Genomic DNA, 23,823 nt, shown 5'->3' with positions numbered 1-23,823 from the left:
AGGCGGACGGTGTGCGTCGCGTTAAATCTGTTCTTGTCCGAACGCGCAGAGACGCTCGAGATCGAGCACGTCGATCTGGTTATACGACAGCCGCAGAATCGCGAGCTTTTCGAGGTTTTGCAGCGCCTGATTGATGCGTTGGCGCGAAACGCCGGCTAACAAGCCGACTTCTTCCTGCGAAATGGCGAGCGTGCGACCGGTGTCGGGATACAGATCGGGATTGAACAACTGCGCGAGCGATTGAGCGACGCGCGCATCCACGTCCAGCAGCCGGCTATTCTGGATCGAGGCGATGAATTCGCCCATGCGGTTATTCAGTTGCCGGATCACGAAGCCGGTAAACGGCAGGCTCGATGCCAGCAAGGCGTGGAACGTCTGCGAGGGCACGAACATGACGAGCGACGGTTGAATGGTGGCGACATCGTATTTGCGCAGTTCACGCTTGATCACGCTGCCTTCGCCGAACCAGCCGCCGGGCGGCACGCCCGAGAGCGTGCAGCTGCGCCCCGAGGCATTGTAGATGGCCAGTTTGATGAGGCCGGAATGCACGCCGATCCAGTAGTCCGACGGCTCCTGGCGGCGCGCGATCCAGGCGCCGCCTTCGAGATGCTCGGCGTGGCCGCTGGCGAGAACCGTCGCCTGATGCTCGGGGGCCAGCGCGCGAAACCACGCGCAGCTACCGAAGAGCAGCGGCAGTTCGGCGCGCATAACCCGCTCAGGACGGTGCGGGCGGGCGTCGGCGAAGGGCGTGAGCAGAGCGTCGTTCATGGGCACAAAGCGGGCCGAAGGCGTGAATGGAGGCGGCGGGCGCGGCTCGCGCATGCCAGGGCGTACCACTCTGTCATTTGAATGACAGACAGTTCACCATGACAATTGCTAGGCTAGTTGCCAATCAGAATAATCGATGGCGCGGCGCGCGCCTTAGGAGACTTTGCAATGAAACACATGTTCGAAGAAGGTCTCGGGCGGCGTGAGGCCAACTATGTTCCGCTGACACCCATCGACTTCATCGTGCGCGCAGCGGAAGTCTATGGCGAGCGGCTGGCGGTCGTCCATGGGGAGATCCGCCGGAACTGGCGCGAGACTTTCGAGCGGGCGCGGCGTCTGGCTAGCGCGCTGCGACAGGCCGGGATCGAACGCGGCGATACGGTGGCTGCGTTGCTGCCCAATATTCCGCCGATGATCGAAGCGCATTTCGGTGTGCCGATGGCCGGCGCCGTGTTGAATACGCTGAATACGCGGCTCGATGTGTCGTCGTTGCTATTCATGCTGCGCCATGGCGAAGCGAAGGCGGTGATCGTCGATACGGAATATGGCGAGTTCGCGCATCGCGCCGCGCTGGAGTTTCCCGAGCTGCGCGTGATCAGCGTCGCCGATGCGATGCCCGCCGATCCCGACAAATTCATCCGTGGCACCGACTACGAAGCCTTTTTGCAATCCGGCGACCCCGAATTCGCGTGGAGCACGCCTGCGGACGAATGGGACGCCATCGCGCTGAACTACACCTCGGGCACGACTGGCGACCCGAAGGGCGTCGTCTACCATCACCGTGGCGCTTATCTGAATGCGCTTAGCAATATCCTCGAATGGGATATGCCGAAGCACGCGGTTTATCTCTGGACCTTACCGCTCTTTCATTGCAACGGCTGGTGCTTTCCGTGGACCGTGGCCGCGCGTGCCGGCGTCAACGTCTGCCTGCGCAAGTTCGACGCGAAGACGGTATTCGATCTGATTCGCCGCGAACGCATCACGCACTACTGCGGCGCGCCGATCGTGCAGAGCGCGCTTGCCAATGCACCGGCCGAATGGCGCGACGGCATCACGCATCGCGTGTCGACGATGGTGGCGGGCGCAGCGCCCGCACCGGCCGTGATCGCGAAGATGAAGGAGATCGGTTTCGACCTGACGCACGTGTACGGACTGACCGAGACCTACGGGCCGGCGGCAGTCTGTGCAAAACAGGAAGAATGGGACGCGCTCGACGACAGCATGCGCGCCGAACTGAATGCGCGGCAGGGCGTGCGCTATCACTTGCAGGCAGCCGTAAGCGTGCTCGATCCGGACACGCTCGCACCCGTCCCCGCCGACGGCGAAACGCTCGGCGAGATCATGTTCCGCGGCAACATCTGCATGAAGGGTTATCTGAAGAACGAGCGCGCCACCGAAGCCGCGTTCAGCGGCGGCTGGTTCCATACCGGCGATCTAGCCGTGCGGATGCCTGACGGCTATTTGCGGATTCGTGATCGCAGCAAGGACATCATTATTTCGGGTGGCGAGAATATCTCGAGTATCGAGGTGGAAGACACGCTGTACCGTCATCCTGCCGTATCGGTTGCCGCCGTGGTGGCGATGGCCGATCCGAAATGGGGTGAGGTCCCGTGTGCCTTCGTCGAACTGCGAGAGGGCGCTCAGGCGAGCGAGGAAGAGATCATCGCTCACTGCCGGCTATTTCTCGCCGGCTATAAGCTGCCGAAAGCGGTGCGCTTCGGCGAATTGCCGAAGACGTCGACGGGGAAAATTCAGAAGTTCGAATTGCGCGCGCGCATCAAGGCTGAAGGCAGCCAGTGACGCGCTCAACCGGGGCGCGCAATGTGCGTGTTTAACCGCGCGTATCGACCCAATGACGTGCCCAGCGTGCCGAGTGCTGCAGTGCCTGTTCTTCGTTCGTGAAGTAGTCGAGCGAATAGAACTGGTACCGGCCTTCGGCTCGCGCACTGTCAGCGCGTTCGAGCAGCAGGTTGGAGGAGAAGCTACCGTCGGGCAAGCGGTGCGCCGAGGGTTGGACGGCATAGCCGTTGTAATGCTGAATATGTTTGTTTTGCATTTTATTTTTTAATGTTTGTTCGAGTGCGCGCAGCCGTGCGATCTCTTATGCGAGTCACGCGGACGAGCTGATTCGAGCCATTGCGAGCTGAATTCTGACGCAGTCGGAAAGCGAAAAATGGGCGTTGAAGCCGGAGGGGAGAATGAGGTGCAACGAGGCGTTTGGCGCTTAGGCAGGCTGCTGAAATGTATGCAGCCAATAAAGCGATTCGCGCGCCAACTGTGGGAGACGAAGCTCCGCGAGGATTGTCGCTGCAGCCCGATGTCCGTTGCCGGACACCGAGCCCTTCAAACTTACAGCGGCTTGATGTTAGCCGCTTGCAGACCCTTCGGGCCTTGCTTCGTTTCGAAGCTCACCTTCTGATTTTCAGCGAGCGTCTTGAAGCCGTCTGCGCTGATTTCGGAGAAGTGTGCGAACAGGTCGTCGCCGCCCTTGTCCGGGGTGATGAAGCCAAAGCCTTTGCTGTCGTTGAACCACTTAACGGTACCGGTATCCATGAAGAATCCTTGAGGTAAAAATAGAAAAATATGCTCTAAGAAAAGAGCGCTTGAAGCGTCAAGGAGGGAGAGGACAACGAATACCGCTGAGAGAGCGAGACATTGATGAACAGCAATCGAACTTCTTGAACTTCGGACGCAACATTAACCGGGGCGGTACCGCAGCGTCAATACTTATCTTGTAACTTTTTTATTGGCAGCCCGGCGCGCAGGTGTTCAACGCATGCAGACGCGACTTGGAGTCGGTGCCTGCCGGGCCGCGCGGCTCGGCTCGGCGGCAATTCAAACTGTGCCGATGGCGCCGATTCAGATGCCCACTTTGTGTGCGGTGAGGATCAGGCGCAGTCCGAGCGCGGCGACGGCGCTTGCTGCCACGCGATCGATCCAGGCCTTCCAGCGCAGATAGACGTCGCGTGGTCGTTTGCTCGAAAAACACAGTGCCACCATCGTGTACCAACCGGCTTCGATGGCGAAGATCGCGGGCGGCAGCGCGAAGTAGCACCACAGTGGCGGATGTTGCGGCAGCAGCGCCGCAAAAATACTGCCGTAGTAGACCGCGGTCTTCGGATTGCTGAGTTGCGTGCTCAAGCCAATCCAGAACGATTTGCGCGGATTCGTCGAGGCAGTTTGCGAGGCGTCGAATGCGAGCGGCTTTGCCGCGCCGCGCCAGATTTTCGACGCCAGATAGATCAGATAAAGGCCGCCCGCCACCTTCAGGCCGACGTAAAGCCATTCGACGGTGGCCAGCAGCGTATAGAGACCGAGCAGCGCGATCCCGCTGAAGAACACGCCGCCGATGCCCATGCCCAACGCCGTGGCGAGACCGTCGCCGCGCGAAAGGCCGATTGCATTGCGGGCGACGATCACAAAGCTTGGACCTGGACTCATTGCGCCCAGCAACAACGCGACGAGAATCGTGAGGCTGGCGGTCGAGGCGGACATGATGGCGGGTCTCGTGCATTCGGATTTTGATTCCGGGAACATAGCACGGGGACGCTAGCTCTACGCTTATTGACCTGTAGAACAAGAGTCGAATTAACTTAAAAGAATTGAATTGAGCGATACGCTGAACAAGCCATTTCGCTACTGCAGGCAAAAGAAATTGGATGCTAGAATTGCTTTCCCTATGCAGAAGCAGCCTCACCGCAACGAGGTGCAAGACACGGGCGCGATTCGAGCCGCTTGCCTACGTTCCCCCAGTTCCCAATTTGGTTGGGCATGATTTCAAGGTGCGATTCAGGTCGTATCGGGCGAAATCGTGGGTTCGCCTGGCACTCGACCTATCTGAATCGCGCATAGGCTTCGCGTTGTTTCGCGAAGCCTTTGTTTTTTCTAATGCGCGCATTATGAGCCGCGATACCGGTACGTTATGAAAGAGCGAGAAGAACAAGGGCAACTCGACTTCGACGGGAATGCGCGTGAGCGCCTGATCGTCTGGATACGCCGACGGATGGACGAATATGGCATTTCGATGGAAGCGCTCGCTGAGGCGATCGAAGCCGATGCCGCCGCCACCCGCGCCGTGATGTACCGCGACGCCTACGGTAATACATGGGACGGCCGTGGCGACAAACCCGACTGGCTAGCGCGCGCGATTTACGCCGGACAGAACATCGATCACTTCCGCTGTTAATGAGGGCGGGGAATACCGAATCGCTTCGGCATCCAGATTGACACGCAAGCGAAAAAAAGCCCGCACAAGGCGGGCTCAACTACTTGGAGTATTGCGATCCAGTCGCCAGACGGATCAATTTCAGTCTAGTTGAAAGCTTGGTGAAAGTATAGAAAATCTATTCACAGGTCGAAAAACACGGTTTCCCTGTCGCCCTGCATATGAATATCGAACCGGTAGACGTTGGCCGTATTCGGTTCGCGTCTTGCGATCAGCGTGTCACGCCGGTCGGTCGGCACTGCTGCGAGCACGGCGTCGCGAGCGTTCGCTTCGGCTTCGTCCTCGAAATAGATGCGCGTGAAGGTGTGCAGCAGCATGCCGCGCATCGTCACGATCACGTTCAGGTGCGGCGCTTCATCCGGGCTGGCGCAGCCCGGCTTCACCGTCTCCACGACAAAGCGCTTGTGCGGGTCCGTTCCCGTCCCGACGCGCGCGAAACCGCGAAAACCCGACTTCAGAATCTCCTCGCGCGATGCCGGATAGCGGCCGTCCGCGTCCACTTGCGACACTTCGAGCATGGCGTCGCCGATCACCTTGCCGTCGCCGTCGAAAAGCTGGCCGACGATCGTGATGTGCTCGCCGGCCGCTTCGCGGTCAGCCAGAACCGGCGTGAACAGGCTCTTGAAGTCGAAATCGTATTGCTGCGGGCACAGGCCGTAGGCGAAGTAAGGTCCGACGGTTTGCGAAGGCGTTTGCTTGAAAGTGGTCATGGCTTAGCGCTCCATCGGCGTTTCGTTGCGGCCGCGCAGCACGATGTCGAAGTCATAGCCGAGCGCATAGGCCTCTTGTGTGGTGTCGAGCGAGAAATTCGCGATCAGGCGGTCACGCGCCTGTTCCGGCGTGCCCTGGAAAATCGGATCGAACGCCAGCAGCGGGTCGCCGGGGAAATACATCTGCGTGACGAGGCGCGAGCCGAAATGGTCGCCGAACAGCGAGAAGTGAATATGGTTCGGGCGCCAGGCGTTCGGGTGATTGCCCCACGGATACGCGCCGGGTTTGATCGTCAGAAAGCGATAACGGCCTTCGTCGTCGGTGATGCAGCGGCCCGCGCCAAGAAAATTCGGATCGAGCGGCGCGTCGTGCTGGTCGGCCTTGTGCACGTAGCGGCCGGCGGCGTTCGCCTGCCAGATTTCGACCAGCGTATTGCGCACCGGGCGGCCGCCTTCGTCGAGCACGCGGCCCGTCACGATGATGCGTTCTCCCAGCGGCTCGCCGTTGCGCACGGCATTGCGTGTCAGGTCGTGATCGAGCGCGCCGAGGTCTTCGGTGCCGTAGACCGGCACGCGCTGGTCGCGCAGTTTTTCCTTCAGCGGAATCAGCGGACGCGTCGGGCCACGTTTAACCGACGAACCGTAGCCAGGATAGACGTATTCGGGGTGGGACGCGAAGTCGCGCGCGGTGAGAAAGGACTCGTCCATTTCTGTCTCCTTCGGGGAATTGTGGGATACGGTTTATGAAAGTGACTTTATCCAACCCGAGCGGTTATGCAAAATGACGTTTTCGCCCTTTTCGTATAACCTGACGTTATGCAACGCAGCCTCGCGGACAGCCGCGTCAAATTCCGTCACCTCCAGTGCTTTCTGGCCGTAGCCCAGTTCGGCAGCGTCCAGCGCGCCGCCGACAGCCTGTCGATCACCCAGCCCGCGGTCTCCAAGACCGTTGCCGAACTCGAGGCGATTCTCGGCGTGAAGCTGTTCGAACGCGGCCGGCACGGCGCCATGCCGACCCGCGAAGGGCAGCTTTTCATGCCGCACGCGAGCGCCTGTGTCAGCGCGTTGCGGCAGGGCGTCGATTTGCTGGCGCGCGCGGAAGGCGCGACGGCCGCCACGCTCGAAATCGGCATTCTGCCGACCGTCGCCGCCGCGCTGATGCCGCCGGTGCTGAAGCGCTTCGCCACGCTGTGGCCGCGCGTGATCGTGCGGCTTGCAACCGGTGCCAACCCCGAATTGCTCGAGCGCCTTAAAGCGGGCACGATCGAATTCGCCATCGGACGTCTGGCCGATCCTGAGCGTATGGTCGGCCTCAGCTTCGAGCAACTGTTCAGTGAGCCGTTGATCGCCGTGGTGCGCACCGGGCATCCCCTGGCGCTTGGCGCGGCTCTGCCGGTTACGTCGCTGGACGATTTCCCGGTCGTCCTGCCGCCGTTCGGCACGCTGATCCGGCAATCGGCGGACAGTTTGCTGAGTGCGTGGGGCGTGCCGCCGTTATCGGCTTTTGTCGAAGTGCTGTCGGTGTCCACGGGCCGCGCGTTGACGCTCGAGAACGACGCGGTCTGGTTCGTGCCCTTGTGCGCCGTGGAATACGAACTGGCGCACGGCATGCTGGTACGTTTGCCGTTGCCGTTCACCGGGACGGACGAGCCGGTCGGTCTGATCCGCCGCTCCGATACGCAGCCTTCGCCGGTGGGACGGGCTTTTATCGAGGCGGTTCGCGAGGTGGCGCAGCAGCGCATGGCGTCTGTTGCAGGCAAGTCGGCTGTCAGACCCAAAGGCACGCGCGAGCGGCGGCGTAGCAAGCCGGCGCAGATTTAACGTCTGTGAACCATTCAGTACAAAATGAAGGTTGCGAAGGCGCGGTGAGCCGGTGTACAAACACGGTGCAAATGCCGTCGCGCCTGCTGCGTTGCTGCGGCGCACATCGCGGCAGCGTATATCTGATGCACCGCACACAGCGTCGAAAGACTGTACAAGGAGATTGCCATGCCCAGCGACTTGCCCACTCCAGACGCCGCGCTGCGCGCCGTGTCGGCGCCTGAGCACAATCCGCTCGGCACCGCCGGCCTCGAATTCGTGGAGTTCGCCTCGCGCGACCCGCAGGGACTCGGCGCGACTTTCGTCAAACTCGGCTTCAAGGCGATTGCGCGTCATATCAGCAAGGACGTCACGCTGTATCGCCAGGGCGAGATGCAGTTTCTCATCAACGCCGAGCCGGATTCTTTCGCGGCGCGCTATGCCGAGGAATACGGCGCAGGCATCTGCGCGATCGGCATTCGTGTGGCCGACGCGCAGCGCGCCTTCGACCGCGCGATCGAACTCGGCGCGTGGGCCTTCGAAGGCGAAAAGCTCGGCGTGGGCGAATTACTGATTCCGGCCATCCAGGGCATTGGCGACTCGCACATCTATTTCGTCGACCGTTGGCGCGGACGCGGCGGCCAGCGCGGCGGTCTCGGCGATATCTCGATCTTCGACATCGACTTCCGGCCGGTCGAGATCGACACGGCGCACGCCGACCTGAGTCACGCGGGCACTGGCCTTGTCGCCGTGGACCATCTGACGCAAACGGTCGGCGAGGGCCGCATGCAGGAATGGCTCGACTTTTATCGCGACCTGCTCAACTTCCGTGAGATTCACGAGTTGCATGCGAACTGGCATGTGTCGGCGGAATCGCGCGTGATGGTGTCCCCATGCGGCGCGATCCGCGTGCCCTTGTACGAAGAAGGCACGCGCCGGACTCATCTGATGCACGAATATCTGCCCGATCATCCGGGCGAAGGCGTGCAACATATCGCGCTCGCCACGGACGACATCTTCGCGTGCGTCGAGCAGTTGCTCGCGAACGGCGTCGAATTCGTCGAACCGCCGTCGCGCTACTACGCGCAACTCGACGCGCGGCTGCCGGGTCATGGGCTCGACGTCGAGCGGCTCAGGCGCACGCATGTGCTGGTGGATGGCGAGATCGGCGCCGACGGCGTACCGCTGCTGTTTTTCCAGACCTTTGTACGCCGGGGCAGTGGGGAAATTTTCTTCGAGATCGTCCAGCGCCAAGGCCATCACGGTTTCGGCGAAGGCAATCTCAGCGCGCTCGCGCAGGCGCGCGAGCAAGCCGGGGCTTAGTGCGTCGGCTTCAGCTGCCGCCGCTCAGGCTCCATCAGGATCGCCGCCCAACTCGGGATTGATCGCGCTATAAGACGCCGCTTCCTGCAACAACCACTCGCGAAAACTCGCCAGCGGCTTACCGTGGCTCGACTCGGTCGGATAAACGAGGTAGTACCCGGCGTCGGCGACGGCGGGCGTGTGCAGTGGAATCGTGAGCCCGAGTTGTTCGAGTTGCGTCTCGACGAAAAAACGCGGCACCAGCGCGATCCCGAGACCCGCTGCTGCGGCGCTGATCAGCATGGTGTGCAGTTCATAGCGCACGCCTTGCATGGTGCGATTGTCGTCGACGCCGAGGTCTTCGAACCAGGTTGCCCAGGCATCCGGCCGCGTGGTCGAGTGCAGAAGCGGATAGTCCAGCAGATCGGCCGCGTGCTCGACGGGCCGCTTCAGCAGACTCGCGGTGCAGACCGGTACGACCTCTTCGCTGAACAGAAAATCCGCTGACGTTCCCGGCCAGGTGGGTTTGCCGTAGTGGATCGCCGCTTCGAAGTGCGTGTCGGTGAAGGGAAAGGTGCCGGTGCGCACGCCCATGTTCACGCGCACGTCCGGGTAGTGCGCATTGAACGCCGCGAGCCGCGGAATCAGCCATTGCGATGCGAACGTCGGCAACACGGCCAGTTCCAGGTAGCCGCCCCCGCTGCCATGCGCGATGATCGACAGCGTGTCGCGGTCCAGTTGTTCCAGCGAGCGCCGCACTTGCGCGCTGTACACCTTGCCCGCCTTCGTCAGCACCACGCGCTGTTTGACCCGCACGAACAGCCGCACGCCGAGATTGTTTTCCAGCGAATTGACTTGCCGCGACACCGCGCTCTCCGTGAGGAACAACTCGCGCGCCGCGTGCGTGAAGCTTTCGTGCCGTGCGGCGGCCTCGAAAGCGAGCAGCGCACCCATGCTGGGGATCTTGAACTTTCGCACGTTGATTCCAAAAACGCATCAAGTGGCGATTTTATCTCGCTTTACGGCAGGCCCGCAGATTTGAATAATCACGCATTTACCTTGCTCCTGTACGCCTTAGAGGAACCGTAATGCGAAACGTGAAGAATGCGAATGTCGAACAACTGCTGCTGAAATGGCTGGGCGCTGAACGAACCGCGCGGCTCTTCGCGACATTGAACCATCCGCAGATTCTGAACGAGTGGGAAGACAGCAGCGTCACGCGCGCCGAACTGGCTCAGGCGATGAACATGGCGTTGTTCGAAGACCTGCTGGCGCGCTCGGCGAACGGCCGGCAATACACGGAAGAAACCCTTGCGGCAGGCGGTGGCGTGTACTTCGACCACGGTGCGTTGCGCACGGTGCGTTGGGCGCATAGCGGCGCGTTGCCGCCGGGTGAAGCGGCATTTGCGCGCATTCTAAGGCCGCTCGGCTTCAGCATCAACGGGCGCTATCCGCTCGACCGCCTTGGCATGACCGGCCGCGCGTGGGCGCATGACGACGCGCCCGACGAGATCGCGCAATTCTTCGTCAGCGAATTGCACCCTGAGCGTTTTTCGACGGAGTTTCAGCAGGCGGTGACGAACGTGATCGGCGCCTCGCGCGATCCGCTGACGCCGCGCGCCACCGGCCAGTTGTGGGAGCTCGAACGCGACGGCGTGCTGCCGCTCGACGCGGCGCATGAGTTGCTGCCGGTGATCGTCGGCGCCTTCGCGCGTCAGCACGAGACGCCACGCGAAGCCGATTACGAAGTATTGTTGAAGGAATCGGCGGAAATGGCGTGGATCGCCACCGAAGGCAACGCCTTCAATCACGCCACCGATCGCGTCGCGGACGTCTTCAAACTGTCCGACGACGAAAAGGCGAAAGACCGTCCGATGAAACCGGAAGTGGAGCGCTCGCGTTCGGGCCGCGTATTCCAGACCGCGTATCGCGCGGATATCGTGCGCCGTGAATTCCGCGCGATGGATGGCAGCACCGTGACGCGCGAGGTGCCGGGCTCGTTCTACGAGTTCATCACGCGCAAGCGGACGTTCGATCAGGACGCGCGCCGTTGGGAAACCGACCTGCGTTTCGACGCGGGCAACGCGCAGGGCATCTTCAGGATGACCGCGAATCAGGCCGCGTGAGGATGGAGCGTCCGCGCTCCACGCAGGAGATGAGACAAGGGGGCGCAACAGTGGGCACATCGCTGGATGAAGAGCAGGGCGCGGGCATCGAGACGCCAAAAGAGGCCTCGCCCGACGCGGCGAAGGTGCCGCGCGTCGCCACGCCTTTCAAAGGCACCGACGCCGTGATGCAGGCGCTCGAAACCGATCTGCGTAGTCACCTACGCGGCGAAGTGCGCTTCGATCAGGGCTCGAAGGCCCTGTACGCAGCGGATGCCTCGAACTATCGACAAGTGCCGCTCGCGGTCGTCGTGCCGGCGGACATCGACGATCTGCTCGCCACGCTCGCCGCTTGCCATCGCAACGACGTGCCGTTTCTCGCGCGCGGCGGCGGCACCTCGCAGAACGGCCAATGCGTGAACGTCGCGGTTGTCGCCGACGCCAGCAAGTACGTGAACCGCGTCGTGTCGATCGATCCCGCCGCGCGATCTGCCATCGTCGAGCCCGGCGTGGTCTGCGATACCTTGCGCGATGCCGCCGAACAATATGGCCTGACCTTCGCCCCCGATCCCGCCACGCATAGCCGCTGCACGCTCGGTGGCATGATCGGCAACAACTCGTGCGGCGCGCATTCGGTGATGGCCGGCAAGACCGTCGAAAACGTCGAGGCGCTGGAGATCGCGACCTTCGACGGTGCGCGCTTCTGGGTCGGTCCGACATCGGACGATGAACTCGAACGCATCATTGCAGCGGGCGGACGCCAGGGCGAAATCTACGCTGCACTCAAGCAGTTGCGCGACACCTACGCCGGGCAGATACGCGCGAAATTCCCGCGGATCAAGCGGCGCGTGTCGGGCTTCAATCTCGATCAGTTGTTGCCGGAAAACGGCTTCAACGTTGCGCGTGCACTGGTCGGTACGGAGGGCACGTGCGCCGTCACGTTGCAGGCCAAAGTGCGCCTCGTGAAAAGTCCCGCCAGGCGCGTGATCGTGGTGGTCGGCTTCACGGATATCTACACGGCGGCGGATGCCGTGCCGAGTTTCATGCGCTGGGAGCCGATCGCGATCGAAGGACTCGACCGCGCGATCATTCGCGGCCTGCAGGCGCGTGGTTTGAAGAAGGACGAGATTGCGCTGCTGCCCGAAGGCGATGCGTGGGTCGTGCTCGAATTCGGCGCGGACACCCAGCAGGCGGTGATGCAGCAGGCCGAGAAAGCCGCGGCGTATTTTTCGTCAGGCGAGGCGGGGCCGAACATTTCGGCCATGCTCGTCGAAGAGCGCGCGTTGCAGGCCAAGGTGTGGTCGATTCGCGAGACAGGGGCCTCGGCGGTGGCGTTGTCGGTCGATCCCGGCAAGCCGGACCCGGTGGTCGGCTGGGAAGATGCCGCGGTCGATCCGCTGCGCCTCGGCGATTACCTGCGCGCCTTCCAGGCGCTGGTGGATCGCCACGGCTACGAGACGAGTCTCTATGGCCATTTCGGCGACGGCTGCGTGCACGCGCGCATCACCTTCGATTTGCGCAGCGCGGCCGGCATCGCAACATGGCGCACGTTTCTGCGCGAAGCGGCGCAACTGGTGGTGGAATTCGGCGGCTCGCTGTCCGGCGAGCATGGCGACGGCCAGGCCAAGGCCGAGTTTCTGCCGATCATGTACGGCCCCGAACTCATGCAGGCGATGGAGCAGTTCAAGGCCATCTGGGACCCGGCCAATCGATTGAATCCGGGCAAGGTCGTGCATGCCTATCGCGCCGATGACAACCTGCGTATGGGGCCCGCCTATAAACCGGTGACGCTGCAAACGAAGCTGACCTTCGCCAGCCCGGAAGGCAGCGGCTTCCAGCGCGAGATCGAGCGCTGCATCGGCATGGGCAAGTGCCGCTCGCTCGACGGCGGCACGATGTGCCCGAGCTATCGCGCGACGCGCGAAGAGCAATACTCGACGCGTGGCCGCGCGCATCTGTTCTGGGAAATGCTGCAAGGCGAGGTGATCGCCGACGGTTGGCAAAGCCGCGAGGTGAAAGACGCGCTCGACACCTGCCTCGCTTGCAAGGGCTGCAAATCCGATTGTCCGACGCATACGGATATGGCGTCGTACAAGGCCGAATTTCTCTCGCATTACTACGAGACGAATCGGCGGCCACGTCAGGCGTTGTTCATGGGGCGAATCGGCGAATGGGCGCCGTGGGCGGCGCGTTTTCCGCGTCTGACGAATTTCGTGACGTCGGCGCCGGGGTTGGCGTCGATCGGCAAGTGGGTGGCGGGCGTGGCGCAGGCGCGCGAGTTGCCGCGCTTCGCTACGACGACCTACAGGCAGATTGCGCAGCGTTCCGACGCGGCGAGAACATCGGCGGATACGCGCGGCGACGTGAAGAAAGTCATTCTGTGGGTCGACACCTTCAACGATCACTTCACACCCGAGATCGCGCAGGCCGCCGCCGATGTCTTAAAGCAATTGGGTTGGCAGGTCGTGTTGCCGAAAAAACGCTTGTGTTGCGGACGTCCGCTGTACGACTTCGGTCTGCTCGATCGTGCACGCGAACTGCTTACGCATATCCTGGACGACCTCGCCGACGATATCGCCGCCGGCGTGCCGGTGGTCGGTCTCGAACCCGGTTGTTTGTCCGTGTTCAAGGACGAGTTGCTGAAACAACTGCCCGACCATCCGTTGGCAAAGAAGCTGTCGGCGCAAACCTTTCTTTTCTCCGACTTCGTCGCGCGTCAGCCGTTCGAATGGCCGGCACTTGCCGCCGACGTGGTCGTGCACGGACATTGTCATCAGAAGGCCCTGTTCGGCATGCAGGGCGACACCGCGCTGCTGAACAAGCTCGGCGTGAAATGGAAACTGCTCGACACGGGATGCTGCGGAATGGCAGGGTCGTTCGGCTTCAACGCGGAGCATCACGCGCTGTCGGAGAAGATCGGCGAGGACGCGCTGTTTCCCGCAGTACGCGACGCGACAGCGGCGAACGCGGAGACGATCGTGTTGACCAACGGCTTTAGTTGCCGTGAACAGATCGAGCAGGGCACAGGTCGTCACGCGCTGCATATTGCGCAATTGGCGCAACGGGCCCTGGCGGCGCGCTAGCTTATTTCTTCTGCGATTCGACCGTGGACGGCACCTGCGGAATGTCCGCGCTGGTTGCCATCCACAACACTTCGGCGTCTTCGTCGCTGGTGGAAACCGCAGCGTGACCGGTGCGGCTGTCGAAGTAGAGGCTGTCGCCAGCGTTCAGATGCGTCGGCGCGTATAGCTCGGAATACAGGCACACGCTGCCGCTGATCACGTACAGGAATTCTTCGCCCTCGTGACGACCCCAGTCGTCGAAGGCGTCGAGCGTGTGCGCCGAGATGCGGATGCGAAACGGCAGCATCGCCTTATGCGCGAGGTCGGTGGCGAGCAGTTCCATCTGGTAGCCACGATAGGCGTGCCGCTGACCCTCGTCCTTGCGCGTCAGCGCGCGCCGGCCGCTGGCGCTCACCTTCGGCGTGGAGCCGAACAACTCGCCGATTTCGATCTTCAGACCCAGCACGATTTTTTGCAGGACGTCGAAAGTGGGCGACATCAGGCCGTTTTCGACCTTCGACAGCGTGGAGCGGGAGACGCCGCACAGGCGGCTCGCCGTTTCCAGCGTCAGGTCCTGCGCCTGACGGGCGGCGCGTACGCGCCGGCCGAGGTCGGTCGTGGAAGGATCGGCGGGTTTGGTGAGATGCGTGTCCATGGGGTCCGGCGGCTGGGATGCGCGCCTTTGGCGGCGCTCGATGTTTCCGATAATAACATTCGAGGCTTGGCGCACGGTCGGACTGGCTTGGTCGGCCCTTGAGCCCGCGTAAGCCGCGCCGCTTTTTCGTATTGGAAACACCTGCCCGCGCAAAGGGCGAGCGGCATTATTCAACTCGTGTCGCGATTTTTTACATTTTCATGAGTTTGTCATTAACTCGAATCGGTAATTTATAACTTGATGATTTCGACTGTGCTCACAGTTAAATCCCAATATGCGCGAAGCATATTGATTAATTCTGTTAAATTGCCACTCGGTTGGGTATTTTTATCCGTCATATGCATTACGATGCTGGGATTAATAGAACAGTGTCAATCAGATCACACACGGTCCATGTCGCAGAATCGAAAAAAACGGCCTTCGGGGAATCAGTCGCGTAGAAAACCACTTGGTAAAGCCGACTTATTGCCGCATCCGGCGAGTTATGTGCGTGAGCAGTCGCTGCGCTGGCACGTCGCACTGGCGGCGTTCCAGACGGGTAAGGGCAATGGCGATCTACTCGCCAAACTGGTTAAGGCGCTTTATCTCGCCTGGTTTCTCCAGCAGGCCGGTTTTGGCGCACTCGACCGTGATTTCTATCTCGATGCCGAGCGCATTCTGGACGCTGCCGCTCGCGGCGCGAATAAAGACGTGTGGCGGATCGATCCCGCCGATTGTTCGCCGATTACCCGGCTTCTCGATTTGCACGAACAGCAATTGCTCTGTGCGCCCGTGTTCGCAGTCGACGAAGCGGAATCAAGTCTCGTGCGTTTTGGGCGAAGCGACAAAAAATCGCCTTGGTAAGCGCAATGCCTTTTCCGTATTCCTTATTCGCCATTCCGCTTTGCGCGAATTGACGCGGCTTGTGACCGCGCGCTCTAAACTTCATGGCCGCGTTGCCGTAGTAAGAACAGAAGTGAACCGGCGTTCGCCACATCGGCTGGCGACGCGATCGGCAGCCCCATGAGCCCACACGAGCTTCGCCTGCAATAATACTGGCTTATTATTGAACGCTGGCCAGCCAGCCCGCACGGAGACGCGACTGATTGGCCACCCCCGGCAACGACGATTCACGCGGTAGCGACTCGCATGGCCATGTCGATTCGTCTACAGAAGCTAGTCAGTCGCAGCAGGGCGGAAACCGGTAACGCGCAGGAGAAGTCGAGGTTGCTACAGGCGTCCCATGAGTATTTCGCGGACGTTGCGTGACGTAGTACCGTATCGAAGACTTGATCTTCCGCCCGGTCACATTGATTCTTGAGGCGCTTTATGTCCACGGACGCAGACACAATCACCGACGAACGGATCGCCGCGATCGCGGATCGCATGGTCGACGAAGGCAAACGAGTTTCTCCCGTGACGATCTGGACGGAGGTTCAGGGCGGATCGCTTGTCGAGATCGTTGCGTCGTTGCAGCGCTGGCGCGAAGCGCGGCAGACGGGCGCTGCGGAATCGCAGGTCCAGGCCGCCGTGCCCGAAGACCTCGCCGAAACCATGATGAGCGCTGCGGGACGCATCTGGGCCGCCTCCCAAACGGAAGCGGAGAAGGCTTTTCATCATCGCCTGACGGAAGCGAGCCAGAAAGTCGACACCGCGCGCGCGGATCGGGACGAAGCGCTCACCGAATATCAGAAGACGGTTGAAGAGGTCGACGCGGAGCGCGAGCGGCTTGCCAGCGTGACGAACGCGTTGACTGCGTCGGAGAACACCGCCGCTCAGCTCGGCGCGGAACTCGTGACCGCGACCAGCCGCGCAGAGGCGGCGGAATTTCGCATCGACGAACTGCTGCAGCGAATCGCCATACAAGATGCCGATCTGGACACCACCAGGACGACGCTCGACGAAGAACGGACCGCACGCGAACAGTTGACCGAGGTCGTCTCGAACAAGAGCGATGCGATTGCGCGCTTGACCGAGGAGCGCGATCTGGCGCGCCAGGAAGTCATTGCTCTGGACGACGCCTGTGAGGCGAAGTCGGATGAGGTGGCACGATGGACCGAGCAAGCCAGCATGGCTTCGTCGCGCGCCGATACCGCCGAGGCGCGGATCGAAGCATTGTTGCAACGTGGGTCGGCGCTGGAAGCCGATCTCGACGCGACGAAGTCGACGCTCGACTCGACGCGGCAGGCGCTAGACGAAGAGCGCCAGGCGCGCGAAGAGTCGGTCGCGCTGGTCGCAAGCAAGACGGACGAGATCGCGCTACTCACCGAGGCACGCGATCACGCACTGCAAACCGTCGCGAATCTGAACGATACGGTGCGGGTCAAATCGGACGAAGTCGCGCATTGGACCCAGCATGCCAACGCGATGACGTCGCGCGCTGAATTGGCGGACGTGCGTATCGAGCAACTCATCGAGAGCGGATTGGCACAAGACGCCAAACTGGAATCGACCCGGACGTTGCTTGAAGAAGAGCACAAGGCGCACCGGGAGTTGCTCGCCGAAGTCGCGAGCAAGACGGACGAAATCGTGCTGCTCACGGGCGCGCGCGATCAGGCGCTGCACAACGTCGCGAATTTGAACGACGCGGTGCAGGCCAGGACGGCAGAAGTCGCGCGTTGGACGCAGGACGCCAATGCGGCGGTTGCGCGCGCCGAAGCCGCGGAAACCCGCAACGCGGAACTTACGCAGCGCGGAGCGGCACTCGAAGCCGATCTCGCCGCCGTGAAGTCGACGCTCGAAGAATCGCGCGAGTCGAATGCCGCATTGCAAGCGGACGTTGCAAGCAAGGTTGACGACATCACGCGCGTGACCGAGGAACGCGACCAGGCGTTGCAGCATGCCGCAACGTTGAGCGAGACAGTGCAAGCCAGAACCGAAGAAGTCACGCAATGGACGCAGGAAGCCAGCACGGCGATCGCGCGTGCTGAAGCGGCCGAATCGCGCATCGAACAACTCGTGCAAAGCGCGTTGGCGCGCGACGCCAATTTGCAGGCGCTGAAGGCGACGCTTGAAGAGGAGCGCAAGGCGCGCGACGAGTTGAATGCGGTTGTCGCCAGCAAGGATGGCGACATCGCGCGCGCGTCCGCGGCGCTTCAGGTGGCTCGCCAGGAGGCTTCGAATCTGGCCGACGCCCATGAGGTCAAGTCGGCCGAGGCAGCGCGATGGTCGCAGGAAGCCAATGCGGCGTCCGCACGTGCCGAGTCGGCGGAGGCGCGCATCGCGGAACACGTGCAACAGGCTTCGACGCAAGACGCAGCGCTCGAAGCGACGAAGGCATCGCTTGAAGAAGAGCGTAAGGCGCGCGAGGAACTGGCGACGCTGGTTTCGGCAAAGAGCGATGAATTGGCGCAAGTTGCGCAGGATCGCGATCAGGCGCGTCAGGAACTCGCCACGGCGAGCAAGGCGTATCAGACGAAAGCCGCAGAAGCGGCGCAATTGTCGGAAGAGTTGAGCGCGGCCACCTCGCGCGAGCAAACCGCCGGCACACAGGCAAGCGAGAGCCTCGCGCGGCTTGCTGGGTTGGAGGCCAGTCTGCAGGAGGCTCGCACGGCGCTTTCCGCAGAGCGCAAGGCCGCTGAGGCGCGCACCGGCGATGCGTCGGCGCAACTCGACGAATTGCGCCGCCTGACGGCGGAGTTGCAAGAGGCTCAGCAACGCGTCAGCGTTGCGACCGAGGCGAAGACGGCCACGAGCGCCGAACTGGATCGTGTATCGCAAGAGATGTCGGCGGCCAGACAGCGGGCGGAGCTCGCCGAACAGCGCGCGGCGAAGTTGGAACAACGCGTTGCGGCGCTAAGCGAGGCCGTGGCGAAGGCCGAACAGCGAGGCCAGCATCCAGCCAGCGCGCCTGTCGAGTCGGAAAATGCAGAGGTGATCGCCGCATTGCAACGTCAGATAGCAGCGCAAGCGAAGTCGCACGCCAAGGCACTCGACGAGGTTCGCACGAATGTGGAGCAGTGGGTCACGCATGCCAAGGACCTGAAGCAGCGACTCGGCGTGGCCGGCGAGAAGATTCTGTTTATCGATGCACGCAGCACGGGCGAGGTGGCGCTGGTTCGGCGGCTGGCATCCGAACTCGAGCGGCTCAAGCCGGATCACGAGTTGGTCGCGCGGGAGACCCAGCAGAAGCTGATCGGCGCGACGATGAACCAGCAACTGGCTCAGAAGGGTTATCGCTACGACCCGAGTACCGCGGTCATGTCGAAGATCGCGGGGTGATCGCCGGGCCCGGCGAACGTTGCTTCGTCGGGCCGCTCTGCGCTTTTCCCGAGACCGACCCGTATCTGACGCCGGTCCTCAGGGTGGTGCAGCCTTTGCGCCGACCTCCTCTTAGCGAGTGGGCAGCTTCCAGTCCTTCCGGATGAAGTGGCACGTGTAGCCGCCGGGATTGCGCTCGAGATAATCCTGGTGTTCCGGTTCAGCTTCCCAAAAAGAGCCTGCGGGCACGATTTCCGTGGCGACCTTGCCAGGCCACAGGTCGGAGGCATCGACATCCGCTACGGTGTTCAAGGCCACTTGCTTCTGCTCTTCGTTGAGATAGAAGATCGCCGATCGATAGCTCGTGCCGACGTCGTTGCCTTGGCGGTTCTTCGTGGTGGGATCGTGAATCTGGAAGAAGAATTCGAGGATCTGGCGATAACTGATCTGGCTCGGATCGAACACGATCTCGATCGCCTCCGCGTGCGTGCCGTGGTTGCGATACGTGGCGTTGGGTGTCTCGCCACCGGTGTAGCCCACGCGCGTGGACAGCACGCCCGGATAGCGGCGCACCAGGTCCTGCATGCCCCAGAAGCAGCCGCCGGCCAGCAGGGCGGTTTCGGTTTGCGTCGTCATATCGATCCCTTTCATTGAAGGTGCTGTTTCACTGAGTCACAGCACCTTGGTTAGTTCGCGCGGCGATTCAGCATTATCTGTTTTTTCGTGGAAGAGGGTCGGCTGCGCCGCACGCGTGGTCGAATGGGATCAGCTATCGCGACGGTCGGCAATCGATCTGGATGGCAATGCAGATATCCGTGAATTTTCGTGTCATCGACAGAGTCGGTACAAACGTTAGACAGGGACTGCCTCTCGATTTCGGTCGATATCCGACGAACGTCCGACATCTTCATTACATTCCACCTCGATTTCCCCGTTTCTGACTACGATCCCCATGCCATCTCCTATCGTTTCCATTACAAGGATCGCCGCGCTTGGCGCGTCGCTGTTCGGCATGCTCGCCGTCGCGAATTACGCGCAGGCCGCCGATAACGTGATCGTGCTCGACTCCGGTGAGGCACAACTCACGCTGATCGACGAGACCACGCATAAGGTCGTCGGCACGGAGCCGACCGGCAAGGAACCGCACCATCTGATGATCACGCCGGATGGCCGCTCCCTGATCGTCGCCGATTCGGTCTCGAACAACCTGATGTTCGTCGATCCGCACAACGCCAAGGTGCAGCGCATCGTGCCGGACATCGAAGATCCGTATCAGCTCGGCTTTTCGCCGGATCACAAGTGGTTCGTCACGGCGGCTTTACGGATGGACCGCGTCGACATCTATCACTATGACGGCGCGAATATGACGCTGGCCAAACATATCGAACTGGCGAAGACGCCTAGTCACATGACGTTTGCCTCCGACAATCGCACGGTGTTCGTCACGCTGCAGGACTCGGGCGAACTCGCGGCAATCGATCTGCCGACCCAGACCGTGCTGTGGAAAATGTCTGTCGGCAGAGAGCCCGCCGGCTTGTGGATGACGCCCGGCGACCGCTATCTGCTGGTCGGCATGACCGGCGAAGACGACGTGACCGTGGTGGATTGGCGCAAGCAGCAGATCCTGAAGAAGATTCACACGGGACGCGGCGCGCACAACTTCCGCAATCTCGACGACGGCAAGCACGTGGTGGTTTCGAATCGTGTCGACAGCACGATCAGCATTCTCGACTACACCGCGCTCACCAATGTCGGCGACATCACGGGGCTCATGCCCGGCCCCGACGACATGGAGCTCACGCCGGACAAGCGCTATCTGTGGGTCGGATTCCGCTTTGCGAAGCACGTGGGCGTCATCGATCTGACCACTCGCAAGCTGATCGACACGATCGCGGTGGGGCGCTCCCCGCACGGCATCTTTTTCGACAATCGCGCGCCGGTCGTGTCGCCCAATCCAGACTAAGCGATGGGCGCGCTACAGGGAGCGCGCCGCACCGGGTGCAGATCAACCGTGATAGAAACCGTCGGTCACGGAATTCTGTAGCACGCCATCGACATAGACGCTGACGGGCTCGCCGTCGGCGGACGTCAACAAGGTGCCGCTGGTATGTTGGCCGATGATCTTCATCCGGCCGCCGCTGATCGCAGTCATTTCCTCGCGCTTCAAGTCGATGCTCGTGGCCAGATCGGTGACGATGAGTGTGTTCATGATTTGCTCCTTGCGTGGATGGACGATGAGGATAGGCAAGCGGCCGGCCGCTTGCAGGAGCTAATGCATAGGCTATGCCATCGCGGCGGCGTGCCGTCGTAGCGGCATCGGCGACGTGCGCAGTGGGTCGACGACCGGCACTCCGGCGATTTCAGTCGTGTTCGGTCCAACACTGTCGTCCAGGGCAGTAACATCGACGCCAGGCAGAAAATCGAATCACTGAGGAGAGAACATTGATCGAACATCACCTGGTCGTGACGACACTCGAGATTCCGGCTTACAGGATCGATCGCTCGTATGGTGTGGTCCGTGGCATCGTCGTGCGGTCGCGCTCGGTCGTCGGCTCGATAGGCGCATCCCTTCCGACGATCTTCGGCGGCAATATCACGCTCTACACGTCGCTGTGCGAGCGGGCGCGACGGGACGCATACGAGCGCATGGTGTCGGAGGCCGAAGCCGCCGGAGCCAACGCGATCGTCGCCATGCGCTACGACGCTACGGAAGTCGCGTCGGGGATCACCGAAGTCCTGTGTTACGGAACCGCCGTGCTGGCGACGCGGACGCTTTAGTGCGCCACCGGACCTGCACCGCGGCTCAAAAAAAGCCGGCGTATCCAGTCTAATAACCGATGGTTGCGCGCCGATCCTCATGCTAGGATTTCCGCAAACAACTCCGGAGACTGCTATGCCGTTCATCTGTGAAAACGTTGAATGTCGCGCTGTGCTGGCCCGCGGGCAGGTGAAAACCGTTCACGAGGACGCAGGTTGGTGTTTCTACTGCCCCGACTGTAAAGCGAGGAACGAGTTGAAAGAGACCGGCGCGCCGGACGGTCCCATCGAGTTGATTCAGCCGGAGAGTTCCGGGCTCCCTCACAAAGTCATTGCAGCGGCCCGGCCGCTGGAGGACGGCCGGTATGCGGCGCAATTGCGCATACAGCGCGCGCTCGGCACGCGGGGCACTTACGCGGTCGAGGAACATTGGGACCAGCTCGACGTTTTTCTCAACGCGCAGGAGGCCGTCGCGCACGCGAAATCCGTTGCGGCGGACCTGCTGAACCGGAAAGCCTAGCCCTCAACTGCACTTAAGAAGCTTCGGCGGAAGCGAGCTTGACGAACAGCCTGGCCGCTTCATTGCCGTGGGCCACCGCGCGCAAGGCGAGGGTGAGCGCCAACTGCGCGTCGTGAGCTGCGGCGCTGCGGTCCTGCTCGAAGAGCCTGGCGGCATGGCGCATATGCTGCGCCGCCTGCTCGTGAAGCTCCGCGGCCAATGCGTGATGCTTGGCCATGTTCGCATTGCTGGCTTCTGAACCGGTCGAGGCCGGCATGCTCGGTGGTGTGGCGGCGTTGTGTGCGCCGGCGTCGTGTGCCTGATCGATCGCGTGCAAGCCGTGTCCTTGGGCGATCAGCGCTTCGTGTGCCGCGTGGGCATAGTCCTGACCCGCTTCGAAATGCCGCGACGCACCACGGTGATGTTGCGCTGCCTGCTCGTGATGCGATGCCGCAGCTTCGAGGTGGGCTTTCTTGCTGTGCTTCGTGCTCATACCGTCTCCTGTGTGATTGTAGGAATGACTGCAGCTACGATCTTCCTGTTCAGGGTTCTGACCTCGACGCCATTCGAAACACCGAAATGCCTTCCATCGGGTCCGGTGTGCCGCGCCAGGGCGCCAGCTTCAACAGACGCGCAGTGTCCTCATAGCCTGCGAGCCAGCGGCGTTTAATGCCACTTGCCGAAAAATCGATATCCCGGTTCAGGTCGTCGTTATCGAAGGCCGGAGCGTCGAGTTCCAGCACTTGCATGGTCGTGCCGCAACCCCAGGCGAGAAGCTCCTGGACTGCCGGCGCTTCGCGGTGTTCTTCGGAGACGTACTGGCCGAGTTCGCGGATCACATGACGAAGCCGGTGAATCTGCTTCTGTCGATCGAGATGGCTTTCGGCACGACTCGAATACTGGATGTCGCGTTGCCGGCTCATCACCTGCAGGATCGATTCGGGCTGCGGGCCGCTCGACGGCCACAATTGCACCGAGAAAATCACCGAGTCGCGGCGTGGTCGGTCGTCGAGTACCGCTTCGAGCGGCGTGTTCGAATAGATGCCACCATCCCAGTACGATTCGCCTTCCAGTTGCACGGAGGGAAAGCCTGGTGGAAAGGCGGCGGATGCCATGACGTGATCGACTTCCATGGCTGCGTCGCGATTCGTGAAATAGCGCATACGTCCGCTCTGGACGTTGACTGTGCCCACGGTCAAACGCGTTTTCTTTTCATTCAGGTAATCGAAGTCGACGAGAGATAACAGGGTCTCGCGCAGTGGTCCTGTCGAATAGAACGCCGCCTCCTCGGGACGAACCTGCGCGTGCATGCTGGTCCAGGACGCCAACTGCGGAGTGAAGAACGACGGCACGCCCTGGGTGACGGTGGAGACGTCACGCAGCCAGTTTTCGAGCCCCGGCAACCAGCTCGCCGCCGCCGACCCGTGACGTGCTACGCCGTTCCAGAACTGCGTCAGCCGCGCCATCCGGTTCGCGGGTCGATTGCCTGCGATGATTGCGCCGTTGATCGCCCCAATCGACGTGCCGATTACCCACTGAGGTTCGACCCCGGCATCATGAAGCGCCTCATACACGCCGGCCTGGTACGCGCCGAGCGCACCGCCGCCCTGCAGAACGAGGACGATCTGGCCGGGAATCCCGGGCACGTCGTCCGGCTGGGAAGCAGGATGCGTGTGCGGCTCGCCGTGCGTCTGATCGCCCATGGTGTCCCTCCGGACTCATGTTGCAGTGGTGGTGATTCTGCCACGGTATGGTCCGCGC

The 23,823-nt window shown here is 61.9% G+C and carries 23 protein-coding genes; 11 read left to right on the top strand and 12 right to left on the bottom strand.

Annotated features, from left to right (window positions below; all coding sequences use genetic code 11):
* Positions 1–21: 21 nt before the first annotated feature.
* A complete protein-coding gene (locus FQ705_RS01505; protein ID WP_260854369.1) occupies positions 22–708 on the bottom strand; it encodes a Crp/Fnr family transcriptional regulator in 687 nt (228 codons plus the stop codon).
* Positions 709–936: 228 nt separating this feature from the next.
* On the opposite strand from FQ705_RS01505, the gene FQ705_RS01500 reads away from it, so the two are divergent.
* Positions 937–2,568, top strand: coding sequence for an acyl-CoA synthetase (locus FQ705_RS01500; protein WP_144137706.1), 1,632 nt, complete (start codon positions 937–939; stop codon positions 2,566–2,568).
* Positions 2,569–2,599: 31 nt separating this feature from the next.
* Here the strand turns inward: FQ705_RS01500 and FQ705_RS01495 are convergent, their stop codons facing one another.
* The 3 genes from FQ705_RS01495 to FQ705_RS01485 all read right to left on the bottom strand — a co-directional run bounded on the left by FQ705_RS01495 (position 2,600) and on the right by FQ705_RS01485 (position 4,263).
* Positions 2,600–2,824: a hypothetical protein gene (locus tag FQ705_RS01495; RefSeq protein WP_144137705.1), complete on the bottom strand. Its 225-nt coding sequence runs from the start codon at positions 2,822–2,824 to the stop codon at positions 2,600–2,602.
* A gap of 293 nt (positions 2,825–3,117) precedes the next feature.
* Entirely contained in the window at positions 3,118–3,321 is a 204-nt protein-coding gene (locus tag FQ705_RS01490) for a cold-shock protein (protein WP_144137704.1), read from the bottom strand.
* Between the two features lie 306 nt (positions 3,322–3,627).
* Positions 3,628–4,263: a LysE family translocator gene (locus FQ705_RS01485; protein WP_144137703.1), complete on the bottom strand. Its 636-nt coding sequence runs from the start codon at positions 4,261–4,263 to the stop codon at positions 3,628–3,630.
* Between the two features lie 427 nt (positions 4,264–4,690).
* Between FQ705_RS01485 and FQ705_RS01480 the strand changes: the two genes are divergently transcribed.
* The gene (locus FQ705_RS01480; protein ID WP_144137702.1) at positions 4,691–4,954 is read left to right on the top strand and encodes an H-NS family nucleoid-associated regulatory protein; all 264 of its coding nucleotides are present in this window, start codon (positions 4,691–4,693) and stop codon (positions 4,952–4,954) included.
* A gap of 161 nt (positions 4,955–5,115) precedes the next feature.
* Here the strand turns inward: FQ705_RS01480 and pcaG are convergent, their stop codons facing one another.
* The gene (pcaG, locus tag FQ705_RS01475; RefSeq protein WP_144137701.1) at positions 5,116–5,703 is read right to left on the bottom strand and encodes a protocatechuate 3,4-dioxygenase subunit alpha; all 588 of its coding nucleotides are present in this window, start codon (positions 5,701–5,703) and stop codon (positions 5,116–5,118) included.
* A 3-nt stretch (positions 5,704–5,706) separates the two neighbouring features.
* A complete protein-coding gene (gene pcaH, locus FQ705_RS01470; protein WP_144137700.1) occupies positions 5,707–6,411 on the bottom strand; it encodes a protocatechuate 3,4-dioxygenase subunit beta in 705 nt (234 codons plus the stop codon).
* A gap of 108 nt (positions 6,412–6,519) precedes the next feature.
* Between pcaH and pcaQ the strand changes: the two genes are divergently transcribed.
* A complete protein-coding gene (gene pcaQ, locus FQ705_RS01465; RefSeq protein WP_144137699.1) occupies positions 6,520–7,524 on the top strand; it encodes a pca operon transcription factor PcaQ in 1,005 nt (334 codons plus the stop codon).
* A 168-nt stretch (positions 7,525–7,692) separates the two neighbouring features.
* A complete protein-coding gene (locus FQ705_RS01460) occupies positions 7,693–8,826 on the top strand; it encodes a 4-hydroxyphenylpyruvate dioxygenase family protein (protein ID WP_144137698.1) in 1,134 nt (377 codons plus the stop codon).
* A gap of 24 nt (positions 8,827–8,850) precedes the next feature.
* On the opposite strand, the gene FQ705_RS01455 is transcribed toward FQ705_RS01460, so the two are convergent.
* Entirely contained in the window at positions 8,851–9,783 is a 933-nt protein-coding gene (locus FQ705_RS01455; RefSeq protein WP_144137697.1) for a LysR substrate-binding domain-containing protein, read from the bottom strand.
* Positions 9,784–9,893: 110 nt separating this feature from the next.
* Between FQ705_RS01455 and FQ705_RS01450 the strand changes: the two genes are divergently transcribed.
* Both FQ705_RS01450 and FQ705_RS01445 read left to right on the top strand, forming a co-directional pair.
* Positions 9,894–10,931 (top strand): DUF1338 domain-containing protein, encoded by a 1,038-nt coding sequence (locus tag FQ705_RS01450; RefSeq protein ID WP_144137696.1) that lies wholly within the window; start codon positions 9,894–9,896, stop codon positions 10,929–10,931.
* A 50-nt stretch (positions 10,932–10,981) separates the two neighbouring features.
* A complete protein-coding gene (locus FQ705_RS01445) occupies positions 10,982–13,993 on the top strand; it encodes an FAD-binding and (Fe-S)-binding domain-containing protein (RefSeq protein ID WP_144137695.1) in 3,012 nt (1,003 codons plus the stop codon).
* A 1-nt stretch (position 13,994) separates the two neighbouring features.
* On the opposite strand, the gene FQ705_RS01440 is transcribed toward FQ705_RS01445, so the two are convergent.
* Complete coding sequence (locus FQ705_RS01440; RefSeq protein WP_144137694.1) at positions 13,995–14,627, bottom strand: helix-turn-helix domain-containing protein; 633 nt, start codon at positions 14,625–14,627, stop codon at positions 13,995–13,997.
* Between the two features lie 240 nt (positions 14,628–14,867).
* Here FQ705_RS01440 and FQ705_RS01435 point away from each other — a divergent pair, with 240 nt between their 5' ends.
* Together FQ705_RS01435 and FQ705_RS01430 are read left to right on the top strand one after the other, a co-directional pair.
* On the top strand, positions 14,868–15,470 hold the full coding sequence (locus FQ705_RS01435) for a hypothetical protein (RefSeq protein WP_409934667.1): 603 nt from the start codon (positions 14,868–14,870) through the stop codon (positions 15,468–15,470).
* 465 nt (positions 15,471–15,935) lie between these two features.
* Positions 15,936–18,827 (top strand): DNA-binding protein, encoded by a 2,892-nt coding sequence (locus tag FQ705_RS01430; RefSeq protein WP_144137693.1) that lies wholly within the window; start codon positions 15,936–15,938, stop codon positions 18,825–18,827.
* 111 nt (positions 18,828–18,938) lie between these two features.
* Here the strand turns inward: FQ705_RS01430 and msrA are convergent, their stop codons facing one another.
* Complete coding sequence (msrA, locus tag FQ705_RS01425) at positions 18,939–19,442, bottom strand: peptide-methionine (S)-S-oxide reductase MsrA (RefSeq protein WP_144137692.1); 504 nt, start codon at positions 19,440–19,442, stop codon at positions 18,939–18,941.
* Between the two features lie 316 nt (positions 19,443–19,758).
* Here msrA and FQ705_RS01420 point away from each other — a divergent pair, with 316 nt between their 5' ends.
* Positions 19,759–20,769, top strand: coding sequence for a beta-propeller fold lactonase family protein (locus FQ705_RS01420; protein WP_144137691.1), 1,011 nt, complete (start codon positions 19,759–19,761; stop codon positions 20,767–20,769).
* A gap of 42 nt (positions 20,770–20,811) precedes the next feature.
* Here the strand turns inward: FQ705_RS01420 and FQ705_RS01415 are convergent, their stop codons facing one another.
* Positions 20,812–21,015: a hypothetical protein gene (locus FQ705_RS01415; RefSeq protein ID WP_144137690.1), complete on the bottom strand. Its 204-nt coding sequence runs from the start codon at positions 21,013–21,015 to the stop codon at positions 20,812–20,814.
* Between the two features lie 233 nt (positions 21,016–21,248).
* On the opposite strand from FQ705_RS01415, the gene FQ705_RS01410 reads away from it, so the two are divergent.
* Both FQ705_RS01410 and FQ705_RS01405 read left to right on the top strand, forming a co-directional pair.
* Positions 21,249–21,584, top strand: a complete 336-nt coding sequence (locus tag FQ705_RS01410) for a YbjQ family protein (RefSeq protein WP_144137689.1) — start codon at positions 21,249–21,251, stop codon at positions 21,582–21,584.
* A gap of 115 nt (positions 21,585–21,699) precedes the next feature.
* Positions 21,700–22,083, top strand: coding sequence for a hypothetical protein (locus FQ705_RS01405; RefSeq protein WP_144137688.1), 384 nt, complete (start codon positions 21,700–21,702; stop codon positions 22,081–22,083).
* 13 nt (positions 22,084–22,096) lie between these two features.
* Here the strand turns inward: FQ705_RS01405 and FQ705_RS33905 are convergent, their stop codons facing one another.
* Together FQ705_RS33905 and FQ705_RS01395 are read right to left on the bottom strand one after the other, a co-directional pair.
* Positions 22,097–22,555, bottom strand: a complete 459-nt coding sequence (locus tag FQ705_RS33905) for a hypothetical protein (RefSeq protein ID WP_186307759.1) — start codon at positions 22,553–22,555, stop codon at positions 22,097–22,099.
* A gap of 49 nt (positions 22,556–22,604) precedes the next feature.
* Positions 22,605–23,765 (bottom strand): patatin-like phospholipase family protein, encoded by a 1,161-nt coding sequence (locus FQ705_RS01395; protein ID WP_144137686.1) that lies wholly within the window; start codon positions 23,763–23,765, stop codon positions 22,605–22,607.
* Positions 23,766–23,823: the final 58 nt, after the last annotated feature.

This window comes from Paraburkholderia sp. BCC1884 (assembly GCF_900996225.1).
Taxonomy (GTDB): domain Bacteria; phylum Pseudomonadota; class Gammaproteobacteria; order Burkholderiales; family Burkholderiaceae; genus Paraburkholderia.
The sequence above is the reverse complement of the archived record's forward strand: the minus strand, read 5'-3'. Positions and strand labels throughout refer to the sequence as shown.

What these genes read in the sequence shown, in the direction of transcription:
- FQ705_RS01505 (WP_260854369.1), bottom strand. Translation starts at nt 708, where the DNA reads ATGCGCGCCGAACTGCCGCTGCTCTTCGGTAGCTGCGCGTGGTTTCGC.
- FQ705_RS01500 (WP_144137706.1), top strand. Translation starts at nt 937, where the DNA reads ATGAAACACATGTTCGAAGAAGGTCTCGGGCGGCGTGAGGCCAACTAT.
- FQ705_RS01495 (WP_144137705.1), bottom strand. Translation starts at nt 2,824, where the DNA reads ATGCAAAACAAACATATTCAGCATTACAACGGCTATGCCGTCCAACCC.
- FQ705_RS01490 (WP_144137704.1), bottom strand. Translation starts at nt 3,321, where the DNA reads ATGGATACCGGTACCGTTAAGTGGTTCAACGACAGCAAAGGCTTTGGC.
- FQ705_RS01485 (WP_144137703.1), bottom strand. Translation starts at nt 4,263, where the DNA reads ATGTCCGCCTCGACCGCCAGCCTCACGATTCTCGTCGCGTTGTTGCTG.
- FQ705_RS01480 (WP_144137702.1), top strand. Translation starts at nt 4,691, where the DNA reads ATGAAAGAGCGAGAAGAACAAGGGCAACTCGACTTCGACGGGAATGCG.
- pcaG (WP_144137701.1), bottom strand. Translation starts at nt 5,703, where the DNA reads ATGACCACTTTCAAGCAAACGCCTTCGCAAACCGTCGGACCTTACTTC.
- pcaH (WP_144137700.1), bottom strand. Translation starts at nt 6,411, where the DNA reads ATGGACGAGTCCTTTCTCACCGCGCGCGACTTCGCGTCCCACCCCGAA.
- pcaQ (WP_144137699.1), top strand. Translation starts at nt 6,520, where the DNA reads ATGCAACGCAGCCTCGCGGACAGCCGCGTCAAATTCCGTCACCTCCAG.
- FQ705_RS01460 (WP_144137698.1), top strand. Translation starts at nt 7,693, where the DNA reads ATGCCCAGCGACTTGCCCACTCCAGACGCCGCGCTGCGCGCCGTGTCG.
- FQ705_RS01450 (WP_144137696.1), top strand. Translation starts at nt 9,894, where the DNA reads ATGCGAAACGTGAAGAATGCGAATGTCGAACAACTGCTGCTGAAATGG.
- FQ705_RS01440 (WP_144137694.1), bottom strand. Translation starts at nt 14,627, where the DNA reads ATGGACACGCATCTCACCAAACCCGCCGATCCTTCCACGACCGACCTC.
- FQ705_RS01435 (WP_409934667.1), top strand. Translation starts at nt 14,868, where the DNA reads ATGATTTCGACTGTGCTCACAGTTAAATCCCAATATGCGCGAAGCATA.
- FQ705_RS01430 (WP_144137693.1), top strand. Translation starts at nt 15,936, where the DNA reads ATGTCCACGGACGCAGACACAATCACCGACGAACGGATCGCCGCGATC.
- msrA (WP_144137692.1), bottom strand. Translation starts at nt 19,442, where the DNA reads ATGACGACGCAAACCGAAACCGCCCTGCTGGCCGGCGGCTGCTTCTGG.
- FQ705_RS01420 (WP_144137691.1), top strand. Translation starts at nt 19,759, where the DNA reads ATGCCATCTCCTATCGTTTCCATTACAAGGATCGCCGCGCTTGGCGCG.
- FQ705_RS01415 (WP_144137690.1), bottom strand. Translation starts at nt 21,015, where the DNA reads ATGAACACACTCATCGTCACCGATCTGGCCACGAGCATCGACTTGAAG.
- FQ705_RS01405 (WP_144137688.1), top strand. Translation starts at nt 21,700, where the DNA reads ATGCCGTTCATCTGTGAAAACGTTGAATGTCGCGCTGTGCTGGCCCGC.
- FQ705_RS33905 (WP_186307759.1), bottom strand. Translation starts at nt 22,555, where the DNA reads ATGAGCACGAAGCACAGCAAGAAAGCCCACCTCGAAGCTGCGGCATCG.
- FQ705_RS01395 (WP_144137686.1), bottom strand. Translation starts at nt 23,765, where the DNA reads ATGGGCGATCAGACGCACGGCGAGCCGCACACGCATCCTGCTTCCCAG.